At 72.1% G+C, this 17,721-nt stretch carries 13 protein-coding genes; 8 read left to right on the top strand and 5 right to left on the bottom strand.

Annotated elements, in window-relative coordinates; all coding sequences use genetic code 11:
• Positions 1–123: 123 nt before the first annotated feature.
• Both gltB and P8A18_RS07245 read left to right on the top strand, forming a co-directional pair.
• Positions 124–4,683: a glutamate synthase large subunit gene (gene gltB, locus P8A18_RS07250; protein WP_306052808.1), complete on the top strand. Its 4,560-nt coding sequence runs from the start codon at positions 124–126 to the stop codon at positions 4,681–4,683.
• Positions 4,676–6,136, top strand: a complete 1,461-nt coding sequence (locus P8A18_RS07245; protein WP_306052806.1) for a glutamate synthase subunit beta — start codon at positions 4,676–4,678, stop codon at positions 6,134–6,136. The genes gltB and P8A18_RS07245 overlap by 8 nt, the downstream gene beginning before the upstream one ends.
• A 117-nt stretch (positions 6,137–6,253) precedes the next feature.
• Here P8A18_RS07245 and P8A18_RS07240 read toward each other — a convergent pair whose 3' ends face one another.
• Together P8A18_RS07240 and P8A18_RS07235 are read right to left on the bottom strand one after the other, a co-directional pair.
• On the bottom strand, positions 6,254–7,483 hold the full coding sequence (locus tag P8A18_RS07240) for an SLC13 family permease (RefSeq protein ID WP_306052804.1): 1,230 nt from the start codon (positions 7,481–7,483) through the stop codon (positions 6,254–6,256).
• Between the two features lie 36 nt (positions 7,484–7,519).
• Positions 7,520–8,443, bottom strand: a complete 924-nt coding sequence (locus P8A18_RS07235; RefSeq protein ID WP_306052802.1) for a rhomboid family intramembrane serine protease — start codon at positions 8,441–8,443, stop codon at positions 7,520–7,522.
• Between the two features lie 186 nt (positions 8,444–8,629).
• On the opposite strand from P8A18_RS07235, the gene P8A18_RS07230 reads away from it, so the two are divergent.
• The 4 genes from P8A18_RS07230 (at position 8,630) to P8A18_RS07215 (ending at position 11,869) form a co-directional block, all read left to right on the top strand.
• Positions 8,630–9,136, top strand: a complete 507-nt coding sequence (locus tag P8A18_RS07230) for a pyridoxamine 5'-phosphate oxidase family protein (RefSeq protein ID WP_306052800.1) — start codon at positions 8,630–8,632, stop codon at positions 9,134–9,136.
• 48 nt (positions 9,137–9,184) lie between these two features.
• Positions 9,185–9,796 carry a TetR/AcrR family transcriptional regulator gene (locus P8A18_RS07225; protein WP_306052798.1) on the top strand — a complete coding sequence of 204 codons (612 nt, stop codon included), beginning with the start codon at positions 9,185–9,187 and terminating at the stop codon, positions 9,794–9,796.
• 210 nt (positions 9,797–10,006) lie between these two features.
• Positions 10,007–10,210, top strand: coding sequence for a cold-shock protein (locus tag P8A18_RS07220; protein ID WP_018555593.1), 204 nt, complete (start codon positions 10,007–10,009; stop codon positions 10,208–10,210).
• Positions 10,211–10,294: 84 nt separating this feature from the next.
• Positions 10,295–11,869 carry a DEAD/DEAH box helicase gene (locus P8A18_RS07215; RefSeq protein WP_306052795.1) on the top strand — a complete coding sequence of 525 codons (1,575 nt, stop codon included), beginning with the start codon at positions 10,295–10,297 and terminating at the stop codon, positions 11,867–11,869.
• Between the two features lie 83 nt (positions 11,870–11,952).
• Here P8A18_RS07215 and P8A18_RS07210 read toward each other — a convergent pair whose 3' ends face one another.
• Both P8A18_RS07210 and P8A18_RS07205 read right to left on the bottom strand, forming a co-directional pair.
• Positions 11,953–12,861 (bottom strand): hypothetical protein, encoded by a 909-nt coding sequence (locus tag P8A18_RS07210; RefSeq protein WP_306052793.1) that lies wholly within the window; start codon positions 12,859–12,861, stop codon positions 11,953–11,955.
• 73 nt (positions 12,862–12,934) lie between these two features.
• Positions 12,935–14,722, bottom strand: a complete 1,788-nt coding sequence (locus P8A18_RS07205) for a glycoside hydrolase family 35 protein (RefSeq protein ID WP_306052791.1) — start codon at positions 14,720–14,722, stop codon at positions 12,935–12,937.
• Positions 14,723–14,870: 148 nt separating this feature from the next.
• Between P8A18_RS07205 and P8A18_RS07200 the strand changes: the two genes are divergently transcribed.
• Entirely contained in the window at positions 14,871–15,749 is an 879-nt protein-coding gene (locus P8A18_RS07200) for a helix-turn-helix domain-containing protein (RefSeq protein ID WP_306052789.1), read from the top strand.
• A 51-nt stretch (positions 15,750–15,800) separates the two neighbouring features.
• On the top strand, positions 15,801–16,139 hold the full coding sequence (locus tag P8A18_RS07195; protein ID WP_018555598.1) for a chorismate mutase: 339 nt from the start codon (positions 15,801–15,803) through the stop codon (positions 16,137–16,139).
• 35 nt (positions 16,140–16,174) lie between these two features.
• Here the strand turns inward: P8A18_RS07195 and P8A18_RS07190 are convergent, their stop codons facing one another.
• Positions 16,175–17,611 carry an MFS transporter gene (locus P8A18_RS07190; RefSeq protein ID WP_306052787.1) on the bottom strand — a complete coding sequence of 479 codons (1,437 nt, stop codon included), beginning with the start codon at positions 17,609–17,611 and terminating at the stop codon, positions 16,175–16,177.
• Between the last annotated feature and the right edge of the window lie 110 nt (positions 17,612–17,721).

The following is a 17,721-nucleotide window of genomic DNA, read 5'->3' as shown; positions in this document are numbered from 1 at the left end:
CGTATGTTGGACGATCCATCCGCTTTGTGAGAAGCGACCCATCATGTAATCTGCACCAACTTTCGCAGAGGGCCAACGTCGTCCCTCGGCACTGCATATGCCACGACGACGACGGGAGAGCCGATGCGCACCGACGCCTGGTCGCCCATGGACGGTCGCCCCGCCCCGCAGGGAATGTACGACCCCCGCAACGAGCACGACGCCTGTGGCGTGGGCTTCGTAGCCACACTGACCGGTGTGCCCGGCCACGAGATGGTCGAGCAGGCGCTGACCGTCCTGCGCAACCTCGAACACCGCGGAGCCACCGGATCCGAGCCGGACTCCGGTGACGGCGCCGGAATCCTCCTCCAGGTGCCGGACGCCTTCCTGCGCGCCGAAGCCCCCTTCGCCCTCCCCGACGCCGGCGCCTACGCCGTCGGCATCGCCTTCCTGCCCGCCGACGACTCCGCCGCCGCTGTCGACGCCCTGGAACGGATCGCGGGCGAGGAGGGCCTGAACGTCCTCGGCTGGCGCGAGGTCCCGGTCACCCCGGACATCCTCGGCAACGGCGCCCGCGCCACCATGCCCGAGTTCCGCCAGCTGTTCGTGGCGGACGGCGAGAGCACCGGCATCGCCCTGGACCGCAAGGCCTTCGCGCTGCGCAAGCGCGCCGAGCGTGAGGCCGGGGTCTACTTCCCGTCGCTCTCCGCCCGCACGATCGTCTACAAGGGGATGCTCACCACCGGGCAGCTGGAACCTTTCTTCCCGGACCTCTCCGACCCCCGCTTCGCCACCGCCGTCGCGCTGGTCCACTCGCGCTTCTCGACGAACACCTTCCCGAGCTGGCCGCTCGCACACCCGTACCGCTTCGTCGCGCACAACGGCGAGATCAACACGGTCAAGGGCAACCGCAACTGGATGAAGGCCCGCGAGTCCCAGCTCGCCTCCGGCCTCTTCGGTGACGCGCCCCTCGACCGGATCTTCCCCGTCTGCACCCCCGACGCCTCCGACTCCGCCTCCTTCGACGAGGTCCTGGAGCTGCTCCACCTCGGCGGCCGCTCGCTGCCGCACTCGGTGCTGATGATGGTCCCCGAGGCGTGGGAGAACCACGACTCCATGGATACAGCACGGCGCGCCTTCTACCAGTACCACTCCGCGATGATGGAGCCCTGGGACGGCCCGGCCTGCGTCACCTTCACCGACGGCGTCCAGGTCGGCGCGGTCCTCGACCGCAACGGCCTGCGCCCCGGCCGTTACTGGGTCACCGACGACGGCCTCGTCGTGCTCTCCTCCGAGGTCGGCGTCCTGGACATCGACCCCGCCAAGGTCGTCCGCAAGGGCCGCCTCCAGCCCGGCCGGATGTTCCTCGTGGACACCGCCGAGCACCGCATCATCGAGGACGACGAGATCAAGGCGTCCCTCGCCGCCGAGCACCCCTACCAGGAGTGGCTGGAGACCGGCGAGATCGAACTGGAGGACCTCCCCGAGCGGGAGCACATCGTGCACACGCACGCCTCCGTCACCCGCCGCCAGCAGACCTTCGGCTACACCGAGGAAGAGCTGCGCGTCATCCTCGCCCCGATGGCCCGCACCGCTGGCGAACCGCTCGGCTCCATGGGCACCGACTCGCCCATCGCCGCGCTCTCGGCCCGCCCCCGGCTGCTCTTCGACTACTTCACCCAGCTCTTCGCACAGGTCACCAACCCGCCGCTGGACGCCATCCGCGAGGAGCTCGTCACCTCGCTGCGCTCCGTGCTGGGCCCCTCGGGCAACCTCCTGGAGCCGGGCGCCGCCTCCTGCCGCAGCGTCGCGCTCCCGTTCCCGGTGATCGACAACGACGAGCTGGCCAAGCTCATACACATCAACGCCGACGGCGACATGCCGGGCATGAAGGCCGCCACGCTCTCCGGCCTGTACCGGGTGGGCGGCGGCGGCGAGGCGCTGGCCGCGCGGATCGAGGAGATCTGCACCGAGGTCGACGCCTCCATCGAGGACGGCGCCCGCCTGATCGTCCTGTCCGACCGGCACTCCGACGCCGAGCACGCGCCGATCCCCTCGCTGCTGCTCACCTCCGCCGTCCACCACCACCTCATCCGCACCAAGCAGCGCACCCAGGTGGGCCTGCTGGTCGAGGCCGGTGACGTCCGCGAGGTCCACCACGTCGCGCTGCTGATCGGCTACGGCGCCGCCGCCGTCAACCCGTACCTGGCCATGGAGTCCGTCGAGGACCTGGTTCGCGCCGGCACCTTCATCGAGGGCATCGAGGCCGAGCAGGCCATCCGCAACCTCATCCACGCCCTGGGCAAGGGCGTCCTGAAGGTCATGTCCAAGATGGGCATCTCCACCGTCGCCTCCTACCGGGGCGCCCAGGTCTTCGAGGCCGTCGGCCTCGACCAGGCCTTCGTCGACCGGTACTTCAACGGCACCGCCACCAAGATCGGCGGCGCCGGGCTCGACGTCGTCGCCAGGGAGGTCGCCGCCCGGCACACCAAGGGCTACCCCGCCTCCGGCATCTCCGCGTCGCACCGCGCGCTGGAGATCGGCGGCGAGTACCAGTGGCGCCGCGAGGGCGAGCCGCACCTGTTCGACCCGGAGACGGTCTTCCGCCTCCAGCACGCCACCCGCAACCGCCGGTACGACATCTTCAAGAAGTACACGGACCGGGTGAACGAGCAGTCCGAGCGGCTGATGACGCTGCGCGGCCTGTTCGGCTTCAAGCCGGACCGCGAGGCGATCGACATCGAAGAGGTCGAGTCCGTCGCGGACATCGTCAAGCGCTTCTCCACGGGCGCCATGTCCTACGGCTCGATCTCCCGCGAGGCGCACGAGACCCTCGCCATCGCCATGAACCAGCTGGGCGGCAAGTCCAACACCGGCGAGGGCGGCGAGGACGCCGACCGCCTCTACGACCCGGCCCGCCGCTCGTCCATCAAGCAGGTCGCCTCCGGCCGCTTCGGTGTCACCAGCGAGTACCTGGTCAACGCGGACGACATCCAGATCAAGATGGCCCAGGGCGCCAAGCCCGGCGAGGGCGGCCAGCTGCCCGGCCACAAGGTCTACCCCTGGGTCGCCAAGACCCGGCACTCCACCCCGGGCGTCGGCCTCATCTCCCCGCCCCCGCACCACGACATCTACTCCATCGAGGACCTGGCCCAGCTGATCCACGACCTCAAGAACGCCAACCCGGCGGCCCGCATCCACGTGAAGCTGGTCTCCGAGGTCGGCGTCGGCACGGTCGCGGCCGGTGTCTCCAAGGCCCACGCGGACGTCGTCCTCATCTCCGGCCACGACGGCGGAACGGGCGCCTCCCCGCTCACCTCGCTCAAGCACGCGGGCGGCCCCTGGGAGCTGGGCCTCGCCGAGACCCAGCAGACGCTGCTGCTCAACGGCCTGCGCGACCGCATCGTCGTACAGACCGACGGACAGCTCAAGACCGGCCGCGACGTCGTCATCGCCGCGCTGCTCGGCGCAGAGGAGTTCGGCTTCGCGACCGCCCCGCTCGTCGTCTCCGGCTGCGTCATGATGCGCGTCTGCCACCTCGACACCTGCCCGGTCGGCATCGCCACCCAGAACCCGGTCCTCCGCGACCGCTTCTCCGGCAAGGCCGAGTACATCGTCAACTTCTTCGAGTTCATCGCCCAGGAGGTCCGCGAACTCCTCGCCGAGCTCGGCTTCCGGACGATCGAGGAGGCCGTCGGCCACGCCGAGCTGCTCGACACCGACCGCGCCGTCACGCACTGGAAGGCGCAGGGCCTGGACCTCGCCCCGCTGTTCTACGTCCCCGAGCTGCCCGAGAGCGCGGTCCGGTACCGGAACACCGAGCAGGACCACGGACTGGCCAAGGCCCTCGACAACGAGCTGATCAAGCTCGCGGCCGACGCCCTCAAGGCTGACAGCCCCGAGAGCGCCCAGCCGGTCCGCGCGCAGATCGCCGTACGCAACATCAACCGGACGGTCGGCACCATGCTCGGCCACGAGGTGACGAAGAAGTTCGGCGGTGCGGGCCTGCCCGAGGACACCATCGACATCACCTTCACCGGCTCCGCCGGCCAGTCCTTCGGCGCCTTCCTGCCCAGCGGCGTCACCCTGCGCCTGGAGGGCGACGCCAACGACTACGTCGGCAAGGGCCTGTCCGGCGGCCGCGTCATCGTCCGCCCGGACCGCGGCGCCGACCACCTCGCCGAGTACTCCACCATCGCGGGCAACACCATCGCCTACGGCGCGACCGGCGGCGAGCTGTTCCTGCGCGGCCGTACCGGTGAGCGGTTCTGCGTCCGCAACTCCGGCGCCACCGTCGTCTCCGAAGGCGTGGGCGACCACGGCTGCGAGTACATGACCGGCGGCCACGCCGTGGTGCTCGGCGAGACCGGACGCAACTTCGCGGCCGGCATGTCCGGCGGCGTCGCCTACGTCATCGACCTGAACCGCGACAACGTCAACGCCGGCAACCTCGGCGCGGTCGAGGAGCTCACCGGCACCGACAAGCAGTGGCTGCACGACGTCGTGCGCCGCCACCAGGAGGAGACCGGCTCCACTGTCGCCGGGAAGCTCCTCGCCGAGTGGGACACCGCAGTGGCCCGCTTCAGCAAGATCATCCCGTCCACCTACAAGGCAGTGCTCGCCGCCAAGGACGCCGCTGAGCTCGCCGGTCTCTCCGAGCAGGAGACCACCGAGAAGATGATGGAGGCGGCGACCAATGGCTGACCCCAAGGGCTTCCTGACCACCGGCCGCGAGGTCGCCGAGACCCGCCCGGTGGGCGAGCGCGTCAAGGACTGGAACGAGGTCTACGTTCCCGGCTCGCTGCTCCCGATCATCAGCAAGCAGGCCGGCCGCTGCATGGACTGCGGCATCCCGTTCTGCCACAACGGCTGCCCGCTCGGAAACCTCATCCCCGAGTGGAACGACTACGCCTACCGCGAGGACTGGTCCGCCGCGTCCGAGCGGCTGCACGCCACGAACAACTTCCCGGAGTTCACCGGGCGGCTGTGCCCGGCCCCCTGCGAGTCGGCGTGCGTGCTCGGCATCAACCAGCCGGCCGTCACCATCAAGAACGTCGAGGTCTCGATCATCGACAAGGCGTGGGGCAACGGCGACGTCACCCCGCAGCCGCCCGAGCGCCTCTCCGGCAAGACCGTCGCCGTCATCGGCTCCGGCCCGGCCGGACTCGCCGCCGCCCAGCAGCTGACCCGGGCCGGCCACACGGTCGCCGTCTACGAGCGGGCGGACCGCATCGGGGGCCTCCTGCGCTACGGCATCCCCGAGTTCAAGATGGAGAAGTCGCACATCAACCGCCGCGTCGAGCAGATGCGCGCGGAGGGCACCAAGTTCCGCACCGAGACCGAGATCGGCCGGGACATCGACGCCGCGAAGCTGCGCCGCCGCTACGACGCCGTGGTCATCGCCGCCGGCGCCACCGTCTCGCGCGACCTGCCCGTCCCGGGCCGTGAGCTGAACGGCGTGCACTTCGCGATGGAGTACCTGCCGCTCGCCAACAAGGTGCAGGAGGGCGACCTGACGGTCTCCCCGATCACCGCCGAGGGCAAGCACGTCGTCGTCATCGGCGGCGGCGACACCGGCGCCGACTGCGTCGGCACCGCACACCGCCAGGGCGCCCTGTCCGTCACCCAGCTGGAGATCATGCCCCGGCCGGGCGAGGAGCGGAACGCCAACCAGCCCTGGCCGACCTTCCCCATGCTCTACAAGGTCACCTCCGCGCACGAGGAGGGCGGCGAGCGGGTCTACTCCGTCTCGACCACGCACTTCGAGGGCGACGAGGACGGCAACGTCCAGGCCCTCCACCTCGTCGAGGTGGAGTTCAAGGACGGTAAGCTGGAGCAGAAGCCCGGCACCGAGCGGACCATTCCCGCGCAGCTGGTCACGCTCGCGATGGGCTTCACCGGCACCGACCAGGCCAACGGCCTGGTCCAGCAGTTCGGTCTGGAGCTCGACGCACGGGGCAACGTCGCCCGTGACGAGGACTACGCCACCAACGTCGGCGGCGTCTTCGTCGCCGGAGACGCGGGCCGCGGCCAGTCCCTCATCGTGTGGGCCATCGCCGAGGGCCGCTCCGCGGCACGCGGCGTGGACCGCTTCCTGACCGGAGCCAGCGCACTGCCGGCCCCGATCCGCCCGACGGACCGTTCGCTGATGGTCTGACACGGCACACAGACGTCCCGTACAACGGCGTGCGGAACTGAACGCGGCGCCTGCCCGTCCCCGACCGGACGATTCGGCAGGCGCCGTGGCGCATTCGGGGCCGGGCGCCGCCCGGCCTCAGACGGTCAGGGCCAGCGCACAGGTGGCGGCGCCCGTCGCCCCCACCGCCAGCACCAGACCGGTCAGCGCGAACCGCCGCACCCCGATGCGCGTCCCCTGCCACCGGCACCGCTCGAACCACAGCAGCGTCGCCAGCGACCCCCACGGCGTGACCAGCGGGCCCGCGTTGACCCCGACCAGCAGGGCGAGCAGCTGATGGTGGTTGCCCGCCGGGACGACCGCCTCGCCCGCCACGTACGCCGGAAGGTTGTTCAGCACGTTGGCGAGCCCCGCGCCGACCCCGGCCGTGCGCAGCATGCCCGCGAGGCCGTCGTCCGAGCCGAGCGCCCGCACCAGCAGCCCGTGCAGCCCGTGCGCGTCGACCGTCTCCACGACCAGGAACATCCCGGGCACCAGGACCAGCAGCCGCCACGGCACCAGCGACAGCCGCAGCTCCGCGCGGCGCCGCACCGCGTAGGCCGCCACCACGACCGCCATCGCCACCAGCGAGGCCGACCACAGCGGCACGTCCACGACCAGGATCGCCAGCAGGAACCCGGCGCACGCCACCGAGCTGACACCCAGCAGCACCCGGTCGTCGGGGGAGGGCACCGGCGGCGGGGTGTACGTGTCGGCGCCCCGCCGGCCACGGCGCCAGTAGAACACCCACAGGCACAGGGCCGTCACCCCGATCGCGGCCAGCTGCGGCAGCCACATCACGGCCGCGAGACCGGTGGGCGACAGCGCCACCCGTTCCGCCGCCAGCAGGTTGGTCAGATTCGACACCGGCAGCAGCAGGCTCGCGGTGTTGGCCAGCCACACCGTCGTCATGGCGAGCGGCACCGCCGCGATGCCCACCCGGCCGGCCAGCGCCAGCATCACCGGAGTGAGCAGGACGGCCGTGGTGTCCAGGTTCAGGGTGATCGTGGTGAGCGAGGCGAACGCCACGCACAGCGCGAACAGCAGCGGATAACGGCCCCGGCCCGCTCGGGCCACCCAGGCCGCCACCACATCGAAGACCTGGGCCCGGCCCGCCAGTTCCGCCAGCACGATCACCGTGGCCAGGAACGCCAGCAGCGGCCCGATGCGCCGCATCTGGTCCTGGGCGGGACCGGCGGGCAGCAGCCCGGTCGCCGCGGCGACCACTCCGGTCAGAAGCAGCCCGCCCGCCAGCCAGTCCAGCGGATGCAGCCGCCGGACCCGGGCCCCGAGGCGCGGGCCCACGGAAGTGGAGTGATCGTTCCGCATGCGGTCATCGTGTCAGACCTGGCACCCCGGACCCGCTCAGCCCGTCAGCGCCGACGTCTTGAGGACCACCAGAAGCACCAGCACCGCCGCCAGCACCACACACCCGGCCGCCTGCACCGCCGTACGCCGCCCGGCGGGGGCGTACGCGTACACGACCGTCACCGCCGCCCCGGTCAGCAGCCCGCCCAGGTGCGCCTGCCAGGAGGTGAAGCCCGCCGAGATCAGCATCCAGATCAGGAACACGGCCAGGAAGCGGTTGACCGCCCCCATGTCCCGGCCCAGACGGCGGCTGATCACGTAGAACGCGGCCGCGAGACCGAAGATCGCACCCGAGGCGCCCACCACGGAGTCGGACGGCACGATCAGGTAGACCAGCACCGAACCGCCGAGCGCGGACAGCAGGTACAGCCCCAGATACCGGGCCCGCCCGAGCTGCTCCTCGACGAGCCTGCCCAGATTCCACAGCGCGTACATGTTGAACACGATGTGCAGCACACCGAACGGCACCGAACCGAGCGCGGAATCGCCCGGCGGCAGGTGCAGGAAGGACCCGGTCAGCAGCCGGTACCACTCACCGTCCAGTACGCCGATCACGTCGAAGCCGGGGAGATCCCCGCTCACGTACAGGTACCGGCCGCCGTCCGGACCGGTCAGCCCGGCCCCCGTCATCGAGAACCGGTCCACGACCTCCGGACGGATCAGCTCCGCCAGGTACCCCAGGACGTTGAGGCCGATCAGTACGTAGGTGACGACCGGCACCGCGCCGCGCGCCACCGCACCGCCGAACGCCGTCCGAGCCTGCCGGACCGAGCGGTGCCCCTCCTTCACGCACTCCACGCACTGATGGCCGACAGCCGCCTCGCGCATGCAGTCCGGGCAGATGAAGCGCTCGCAGCGGACACAGCTCACATACGTCTCGTACGAGGGATGGCGGTAGCACGTGGTGACGGCGGCCTCCATGGCCGGCTCCTTCGTCTGTACGGGGACCAGAGGCCGGTGGGGGCGGCGGCGATCAAGATAGCGAACGCGGCACCGCACCCCGCAGCCGGGCTCCGCGGGCCGCGAAGGCGTCCGAACGGGTGGGCCGTGGCAGGTCCCGCCGGAATCCCGACAGAGGATGTCGGGATTCCCGGGTTCGATGACCTCATGACTTCGAGTTCCTGGACAGACTTCCGGACCGCCGAGCCCGTCTTCGCCGACACCGTGCGCCGGCGGTTCGCGCGGTACCGCCACCACGTCCTCGCCACGCTCCGCACGGACGGATCGCCCCGGCTCACCGGCCTGGAGGTCGACTTCTGGCGGGACGAACCGCATCTCGGCATGATGCCGAACTCCCGCAAGGCCCTCGACCTGCGCCGCGACCCCCGCTTCTCGGTGCACGCCAACCCGGGGCCGGACGCCGAGATGGCCGACGGGGACGTCCGGATCTCCGGGCGCGCGGTCGAGGTGACCGACCCCGCCGTGCTCGCCCGCTTCATCGAGGAGCGCAAGCCCCCCGAGCCCTTCCACCTCTTCCGCGTCGAGCCCACCGAGGTGGTGCGCGTCGGCCTGGAGGGCGGCGACACCCTCGTCATCAGCACCTGGCGGCCCGGCCGCCCGCTGCGCACGATCCGCCGGGGCAACGACGAGGGGACGCCCCCGCGGGACGCCTGAGGGCGGCCTTCGGCCCGTGAGCCGCGCCGCGGGCGGGAGAATGGGCGGGTGCCTACCAAGAAGAAGCCCCAGGGGACCCCCTCGCCCGAGCGCCGCGCCGAACTGCTCGCCACCGCCGCCGAGGTCTTCGCCGCCCAGGGATACAACGCCACGACCGTGCGCAGGATCGCGGACGCGGCCGGAATGCTCGCGGGCAGCCTCTACTACCACTTCGATTCCAAGGAATCGATGGTGGACGAGATCCTCTCCACCTTCCTGAACGAGCTCTGGGAGGGGTACGACGTGGTGCTGGAAGCCGGGCTCGGCCCCAGGGAGACCATCGAGGCGCTGGTCACCGAGTCCTTCCGGGAGATCGACCGGCACCGCGACGTCGTCGCCATCTACCAGAAGGAGGCCCGGCACCTGGCCGCCCAGCCGAGGTTCCAGTACCTGGACGACTCGCAGCGCAAGTTCGAGAAGGCCTGGCTCGGCACCCTGGAGCGCGGCGTCGCCGATGGCACCTTCCGCGCCGACCTGGACATCCGTCTCACCTACCGGTTCGTCCGCGACACCGTCTGGGTCGCGGCGTCCTGGTACCGGCCCGGCGGGCGCCACAGCCCCGAGGAGATCGCCCGCCAGTACCTGTCGATGGTCCTGGACGGAATCGCCCTGCGGCACTGACACGTCCCGCCCGCCCGACACCCGCCGCCGGATCGTGCTACGGTGTTCCCGTTGCAGTTTTGGTACCCATGAACTTTATGTGCGCCTGACGGGAATGCTTCGTCAGGCGCTTTATTGTTTTTCCGGCTTTCTCCGGAGTGGGGCTCAATGCGGCGACTTGGAATTCGTAAAGTGCGAATTTCCGGCACTGCACCTCCTTAGGAGAATGACATGGCTACTGGAACCGTGAAGTGGTTCAACTCTGAAAAGGGCTTCGGCTTCATCGAGCAGGACGGCGGCGGCGCCGACGTCTTCGCCCACTACTCGAACATCGCCACCTCGGGCTTCCGCGAGCTCCTGGAAGGCCAGAAGGTCACCTTCGACGTCACGCAGGGCCAGAAGGGCCCGCAGGCGGAGAACATCGTCCCGGCCTAATTGCCGGACGCGTACCTCGCAGCCGGGGCCCGCACCGTGAAGGTGCGGGCCCCGGCTCGTGCTGTCCCAGGAGGACATTCCGTTATGACCCGCTCCGAACGTCAGGACCGTCCCGCCCGCAACCGCCCGTCGAGGGGGCGCGGTACGGCCCAGGCAAAGGCAACCGCACAGGGTTCCGGCAAGGGATCCGGAAAGGCGTCGCCCCGTCGCAGGGCCACGCCGCCGCAGGGCGAATTCGCGCTGCCCGAGACCATCACCCCCGCACTGCCCGCCGTCGAGGCGTTCGCCGAGCTGGACATGCCCGCCGCCCTGCTGAAAACCCTTGCCGCGCAGGGCGTCACCGAACCGTTCCCGATCCAGGGCGCCACCCTGCCGAACTCGCTGGCCGGCCGGGACATCCTCGGCCGGGGCCGCACCGGCTCCGGCAAGACCCTCGCCTTCGGCCTCGCGCTCCTGGCCCGCACCGCCGGCCGCCGCGCCGAGCCCAAGGCACCCCTGGTCCTCGTCCTCGTCCCGACCCGCGAGCTCGCCCAGCAGGTCACCGACGCCCTGACCCCGTACGCCACCGCGGTCAACCTGCGCCTGGCCACCGTCGTCGGCGGCATGTCGATCACCAAGCAGTCGGCCACGCTGCGGCGCGGCGCCGAGGTGCTCGTCGCGACCCCGGGCCGGCTCAAGGACCTCATCGAGCGCGGCGACTGCCGCCTGGACCAGGTCGCCATCACCGTCCTGGACGAGGCCGACCAGATGGCCGACATGGGCTTCATGCCGCAGGTCGTCGCCCTGCTCAAGCAGGTCGAGCCGGACGGACAGCGGATGCTGTTCTCCGCGACCCTCGACAAGAACATCGACCGCCTGGTCAAGATGTTCCTCACCGACCCCGTCGTGCACTCGGTCGACCCGTCCGCCGGCGCCGTCACCACCATGGAGCACCACGTGCTGCATGTGCTGGACGAGACCGACAAGAAGGCCGTCGCCACGAAGATCGCCGCCCGGGAGGGCCGCGTGATCATGTTCGTGGACACCAAGCGCGCCGCCGACCGCTTCGCCAAGCGGCTGCTGGCCAGCGGGGTGAGGGCCGCCGCCCTGCACGGCGGGCGTTCCCAGCCGCAGCGCAACCGGACCCTGGACCAGTTCAAGAACGGCCAGGTCACCGCCCTCGTCGCGACGAACGTGGCGGCGCGCGGCATCCACGTCGACGACCTCGACCTCGTCGTCAACGTGGACCCGCCCACCGACCACAAGGACTACCTGCACCGCGGCGGGCGCACCGCGCGGGCCGGGGAGTCCGGCAGCGTCGTCACGCTGGTGCTGCCCGAGGAGAAGCGGGAGATGACCCGGCTGATGCAGGACGCGGGCATCGCGCCGCGCACCACCCGCATCAAGTCCAGCGACGAGGAGCTGACCCGGATCACCGGGGCACGCGAACCGTCCGGTGTCGCGGTCGTCATAGAGGTCCCGCAGCCCACCCAGCCCAAGCCGCGCACCCGGCCGGCCGGGAACGGAGCGGGTACGGGTACCGGGACCCGGGTCCGCTCGGGCAGCCGGGGCCGCGGGCGACGCGGCGGTGGCGCGGGTGGCACCGGGGCCGCCGCCGGTGGCGCTTCGCGCGGGACCGGCCGGGGCGCAGCGCCCTCGCGTGGGCGTCGCGCGGCGTAAGCAGGCCCGTTCGCCGGAGGGGCGACAAGCCCCTCCGGCGACTGAGGAGCGGGGCCCGGGGCGGAGCCCCCGCACCGGGACGCTCAGGTCGTGCAGTCCAGCACCGTGCGGCACAGCCCGCACCGCACCCGCACCCGGCCCCGGACCGGCACCCTGTTGCGCTGGTGACAGGTCGGGCACGGGAAGGAGACCCGCAGCCCGTCCCCGGTGGTCTCGAAGCCGTACGGGACCTCCCGGCCCGGTGCCGCCCCCGCGCCCGGGTGGTCCAGCGCGTACCGCCGGTCCTTCGCGTACCTGCGGCGGCCCGCCCAGCCGGCCGCCGTGAGCGGCGGCTGCGCGCTCTCCCGCAGCGCCCGCGCCCGGCCCTCGGTGTACGCGGTGTACGCCTGCGGGCTGGTGAACCACGGCGAGGGGTCCTCGCCGAACACCAGCGCCCGCTTGGCCAGCACGTACCCGAACTCCTCCGGGGTGAGGTAGCCCAGCTTCTGACTGGACGTGGCGTCCTCGCGGAACGCGTCCAGCAGCAGCCAGCCCGCCCCCAGATAGGCCGCCGCCGTGTCGGTCAGGATCTCGTTGTCACGGGTCCCGGGGAATTCGAGGCCGAGCCGGTGCAGCAGCACATGCGTGACCTCGTGCGACAGGGCCGCGCCGATGTCCCGGCGGTGCGTACGGAAGCGGTCGTTCAGCTCGATGAAGTACTCGGGGCCCGCCGCGAGTTCGACACTGCCCGCGTGCTCCATCGACCGGAACGCCACGATCATCCGCGCGTCGGGCAGCCGGAAGTGGTGCACCATCGCCCGCGCCACCCGCTGCGCGCCCCCATGGAGATCGTCCGTGTCGGCGAACGCGGCGTCGACCGGGGCGAGGCTGGAGGCGAACTGCTGGACCCCGTCGTACGAGAGCCGCCGGTACAGCGCGGTGATCGCCGAACGGACCGTGGCCAGATGCGGGAAACCGTGCTCCACCGGGCTGCGACGGGGGCTCTCCGGCACCTGCCCACCCCCACTCGCGCGCCGCTCCGGACTCCTCGCCACTGTAGACCTCGGCGGCCGCCCCGGGGTTGACTCAGCGGCCCGCCCGCACCGGCAGCCCCGGACCCAGCTCGACGTACGGCGCCCCCGCGCCCTCCGTCTCCAGCACCCACACCTCGTTGGCACCCTCCCGCAGCACGGGCCCCGGCACGTACAGCGTCCGCTGCGGCCCCACCGACCAGTAGCGGCCGAGGCAGAAGCCGTTCACCCAGACGAATCCGCGCGTCCAGCCGGGGAGTTCGAGACCGGCGTGGTCCAGGCCGTCCGCGCCCGCGATCTCGAACGCGCCCCGGTACAGGCCCGTAGTGCCGGACCCGTCGACCGGCGCGAACGCGACCCCCGCCACCGCGCCCGGCTCGTCGAACGCGTCGAGCCGCAGCGCCCGCGCCCGCACCCCGTGCAGGTACTGGCGCTCATGCAGCACACCCCCGGTGATCCCCTTCGGCTCGCCCAGGCGCGGCCCGTAGTTGACCCGGCCCAGCGACTCCACCCACAGCTCCACTTCGGCGGGCCCGGCCACCGGCTCCGCCAGGTCCGCCGCCTCCTCGCTCAGCACGCCCCGGAGCTCCCCGTCCACGTACACCACGGCCCGGTCCCGCAGCCCCGCCACACCCAGGGTGTACGGGCGGCGGGGACCCGGCACGGCGACCCGGTAACGCACCAGGCCCCGGTCGACGCCCAGCTCCTCGAAGGTGGGCGGCACCCCGGACTCCTCGGACTCCTCCTCACCCAGCGCCTCCAGCACGGCGGGCAGCGGCGCCCACTCGGTCAGCTCGGCCCGCACCGGGGCGGCCGGTCCGACGGGCTCGGGCGGCGGCTCCGGCAGCGGCCCGTCCGCGTACCCGGCGAGGACCTCGCGGAACAGGCGGAACTTCTCCGTGGCCCGGCCGTACTCGTCGACCGGCGCGTCATAGTCGTACGACGTCACCGTCGGCCGCAGCTCCCCGTCCTGGAGCGGGCCCGAGCGGTTGGCGCCCGCCCAGCCCGCGAAGTTCGTGCCGCCGTGCGCCATGTAGACGTTCACCGACGCCCCGCACTCCAGGATCTCCGCCAGCGCCCCGGCGGCCTGCGCCGGGTCCCGGACGACCGGCGGCGCGCCCCAGTGCTCGAACCAGCCGCACCAGAACTCCATGCACATCAGCGGGCCCGTCGCCCGGTGGCGGCGCAGCACCCGGAACGCCTCACGGGCGCCCGAGCCGAAGTTCGCCGTGGCGAGCAGACCGGCCACCGAACCACCGGTGAGCATGTGGTCCTCGGGGCCGTCCGATGTGAACAGCGGAACGCCCACGCCGCACTCGCCGAGCATCTCGGCCACGCGGCGCAGATACACCTCGTCGGTGCCGTAACTCCCGTACTCGTTCTCGGCCTGCACCATGATCACCGGGCCGCCGCGGCCGATCTGCCGCTCCGCGACCTGCGGCAGCAGCGCGGCGAACCAGGAGCGCACCGCGCCGAGATAGTCCTCGTCCCGGGTCCGGACCCGCCGCCCGAACCGGCCGGTCACCCAGGCGGGCAGGCCACCGTTCTCCCACTCCGCACAGATGTACGGCCCGGGGCGCACGATCGCCCACAGCCCGGCCCGCTGCGCCGCGTCCAGGAACCGGCCGAGCGCCCCGACGTCCCGGAAACGGCCGGGCGCCGGCTCGTGGAGGTTCCACGGGACGTACGTCTCCACGCAGTTCAGACCCATCGCCCGGAGCATCGCGAGCCGGTGGTCCCACTGGGCCTCGTGCACCCGGAAGTAGTGCAGGGCCCCCGACAGCAGCCGTACGGGCCTCCCGTCGATCCGGAAGCCGTCGTCCCCCACGGTGAAGTCAGCCATCGTGCTCGTTCTCTCCATGTGCGCGGAATGTGTCGGTCCAGGCTCACCCCTGGTGTGCGGCCGGTCCATGGACAAAGATCATGGCTGTTTGGACGCAGCGCCCGTGCGGCTGCGGCGCGCGAGGCGAGGACCGGGGGAGTGACAGCCGATGTACCACACCTGGATGCGTTTCTTCACCCCGAGCCCGCTCCACCACCGCCTCGGCCTGGTCTGCCTCGGGGTCGGCCTCCAGCACGGCACGCTGCCGACCGTGGGCCCGCGCACCCTCGACCACCACGTGGCCGTCGTCATCAACGCGGGCAGCGGGTGGTTCGCCGGGCCGGACGGGCGCCGGGTGCCCGTGACCGCGCCCAGCCTGATCTGGCTGACCCCGGGCACCCCGCACCACTACGGCGCGGACCCGGCGACCGGCTGGGACGAGAGCTTCGTCGACTTCACCGGGCCCGCCACCACCACGTACACCGAGCTCGGCTACATCGAGCCGGACCGCCCCCTGGTCCCGCTGGCCGACACCGCCGCCCCGCGCGCCGCGGTCGGCCGCATGGTCCGCGCTGCCCGGCGCGGCAACCCGCTCCTGGAGGTGGAGACCGGGGCGGCCGTCCACGAACTCCTGGTCGCGCTGCGCAGGGCCCGCGCCGATGTCGGCCCGGACGGCGATCCGGTCCTCCAGGCACTGGCCCGGGACGCCTTCCAGCCGCTGTCGGTGGCCGAGCACGCGGCCCGGCACGGCATGACGTCCGCCGAGCTGCGGACGGTGGTGCGCCGGGGAGCGGGGTGCAGCCCGAAGGACTACCTCCTGGGCATCCGGCTCGGCCGTGCCAAGGAACTCCTGGCCACCGGCGACCTGCCGGTCGCGGCCGTGGCCCGCCGCGTCGGCTACGACGACCCGGCGTACTTCTCGCGCCTGTTCGCCCGCCGGGTGGGCATGGCCCCGGTCCGCTTCCGCGAACAGCAGGGGCGCAGTGTGCCGGGCGGCTGGAGCGACCGGGTCCCCGACGCCGAGCACCCGCCGACGGTCATCCCCTAGGCCCTGTCCGGCGGATCTTCGTGGGCCCGCGAGGCCCTAAGCTCGCTGACCATGACCACGAGCGACATCGACGACTCCGTACGCGTCGAACTGAACCGGCTGCGCCAGAGCATCGACAACATTGACGCGGCCGTCGTCCACATGCTGGCCGAGCGCTTCAAGTGCACCCAGCAGGTCGGCCACCTCAAGGCCGCCCACCAGCTGCCCCCGGCCGACCCGGCCCGCGAGGCCCGGCAGATCGCCCGGCTGCGCGAGCTGGCGGAGAGCGCCCACCTGGACCCGGCCTTCGCCGAGAAGCTGCTGAACTTCGTGGTCGCCGAGGTCATCCGCCACCACGAGCGCATCGCGGAGGAGTCGGTCAACGACGCGGCGAGGGCCGGGGAGCGGTAGCCTCCCCGGCCCTCCTGGCCTCCCGCGCCCCGGTCTCAGGGGGAGATCTCCTCCAGGGGCCGGTTCGCGGTCTCCTCCGCCAGGGTGCCGGCGACCACCGCGCCGACCACCGCCACCGCGGCGAGCATCACGAAGACGGCGGTCACGCTGTCGTTGGCCGCGTAGACCACGCCGACGAGGATCGGGCCGAGGATCACGCCCAGCCGGTTGACCGCGCCGCCGACGCTGCACCCCAGCGCCCGCATCCGGGTCGGGTACAGCTCGGGCGTGTACAGGTACAGGCAGATGTTGGAGCCGAAGAAGCCGACCGCCGAGAGCGAGGTCCAGATCAGGACCTGGACGGGGGAGCCGGCGCCGAGCGCGGCCAGGGTGAGCAGGAGGGCGGCCGAGGCGCCGAGGCAGATCGCGAAGATCCGCCGGCGGCCCAGGGCGTCCACGGTGAGGGCGACGACCAGGCAGCCGATCAGGCCGGCGACCGAGGTCACCGTGGAGTAGAGCAGGGCGTCGGAGAGGGTGAGGCCGTACTCGTCCTTGTAGATGCTGGGCAGCCAGGACGTCACGCCGTAGTTCACGAAGTAGCCGGTGAACCAGATCGCGCCGACGACCAGGGTGCGGCGCCGGTAGCGGCCGGTGAACAGGCCGCGCACGCCGGTCGCGGCGCGCTCCGCCGCGGTGGCGGTGGCGGCCCGGGGAGCGGTGGCGGGGGAGGTCTTCGGCGTACCCGGGGCGGGGAGCGGCTGCCCCGTCGCCGCCACCACCTTCGCCTCGATCTCGGTCATCACCGCTTCCGCCTCGGCGAGCCGGCCCCGGTCCGCGAGCCAGCGGGGCGACTCCGGGACCCGGCGCTGGACGAGGAAGGCCAGCAGCCCGGGCACGGCGGCGACCGCGAACATGGTGCGCCAGCCGGCCGCCGGGACCACCCAGGCCGCGACCAGCGCCCCGACGGTGAGGCCCGCCGGGAAGACCAGCTCGTACAGCAGGACGAAGCGGCCCCGCTTGAAGCTGCGCGTGATCTCGCTGATGAAGGCGGCGGCCACCGGCACCTCGCCGCCGATCGCGAGCCCCTGGACGAAGCGCAGCGCCAGGAACGGGGTGAGCGAGGTGCAGGCGGTCAGGGCCAGGCTGACCAGGCCCGAAGCGGCCACGCAGTACGCGATCACCTTCACCCGGCCGTAGCGGTCCGCGAGCCTCCCCGAGAGCAGGGCGCCGACGAGCATGCCGACCGAGCCGACGGTGAGGACGGCGGTGGCGTCGCCCGTGCTCAGGTGCCACTCGTCACGCAGCTCGGGCAGCGCGTAGGCGATCAGCAGCTGGTCGAACGCCTCGAAGAAGGTGACCACACCCACGATCAGGCGGACGGTGACGTGCCAGCGGGAGGGCGGCAGCCGCTCGAAGCGGGCCGCGACGGCGGTGCGGGTGGTGCCGCCGGGCGAGGAGCCCGGTGCGGCGTCCTGCGAGATGTCGGTGCTCATCCAGGGTTCCTCCTGCTCCGCGGGGGGCCGGAGCGGTTGGGGAGCCAGGTGTACGGGTTTGCAGAGGGATGTGGGTCAGCCGAGCGTACGGGTGGGGGAGCGGCACGCGG

The sequence above is a fragment of the Streptomyces sp. Mut1 genome (assembly GCF_030719295.1).
GTDB lineage: Bacteria > Actinomycetota > Actinomycetes > Streptomycetales > Streptomycetaceae > Streptomyces > Streptomyces castrisilvae.
The sequence above is the reverse complement of the archived record's forward strand: the minus strand, read 5'-3'. Positions and strand labels throughout refer to the sequence as shown.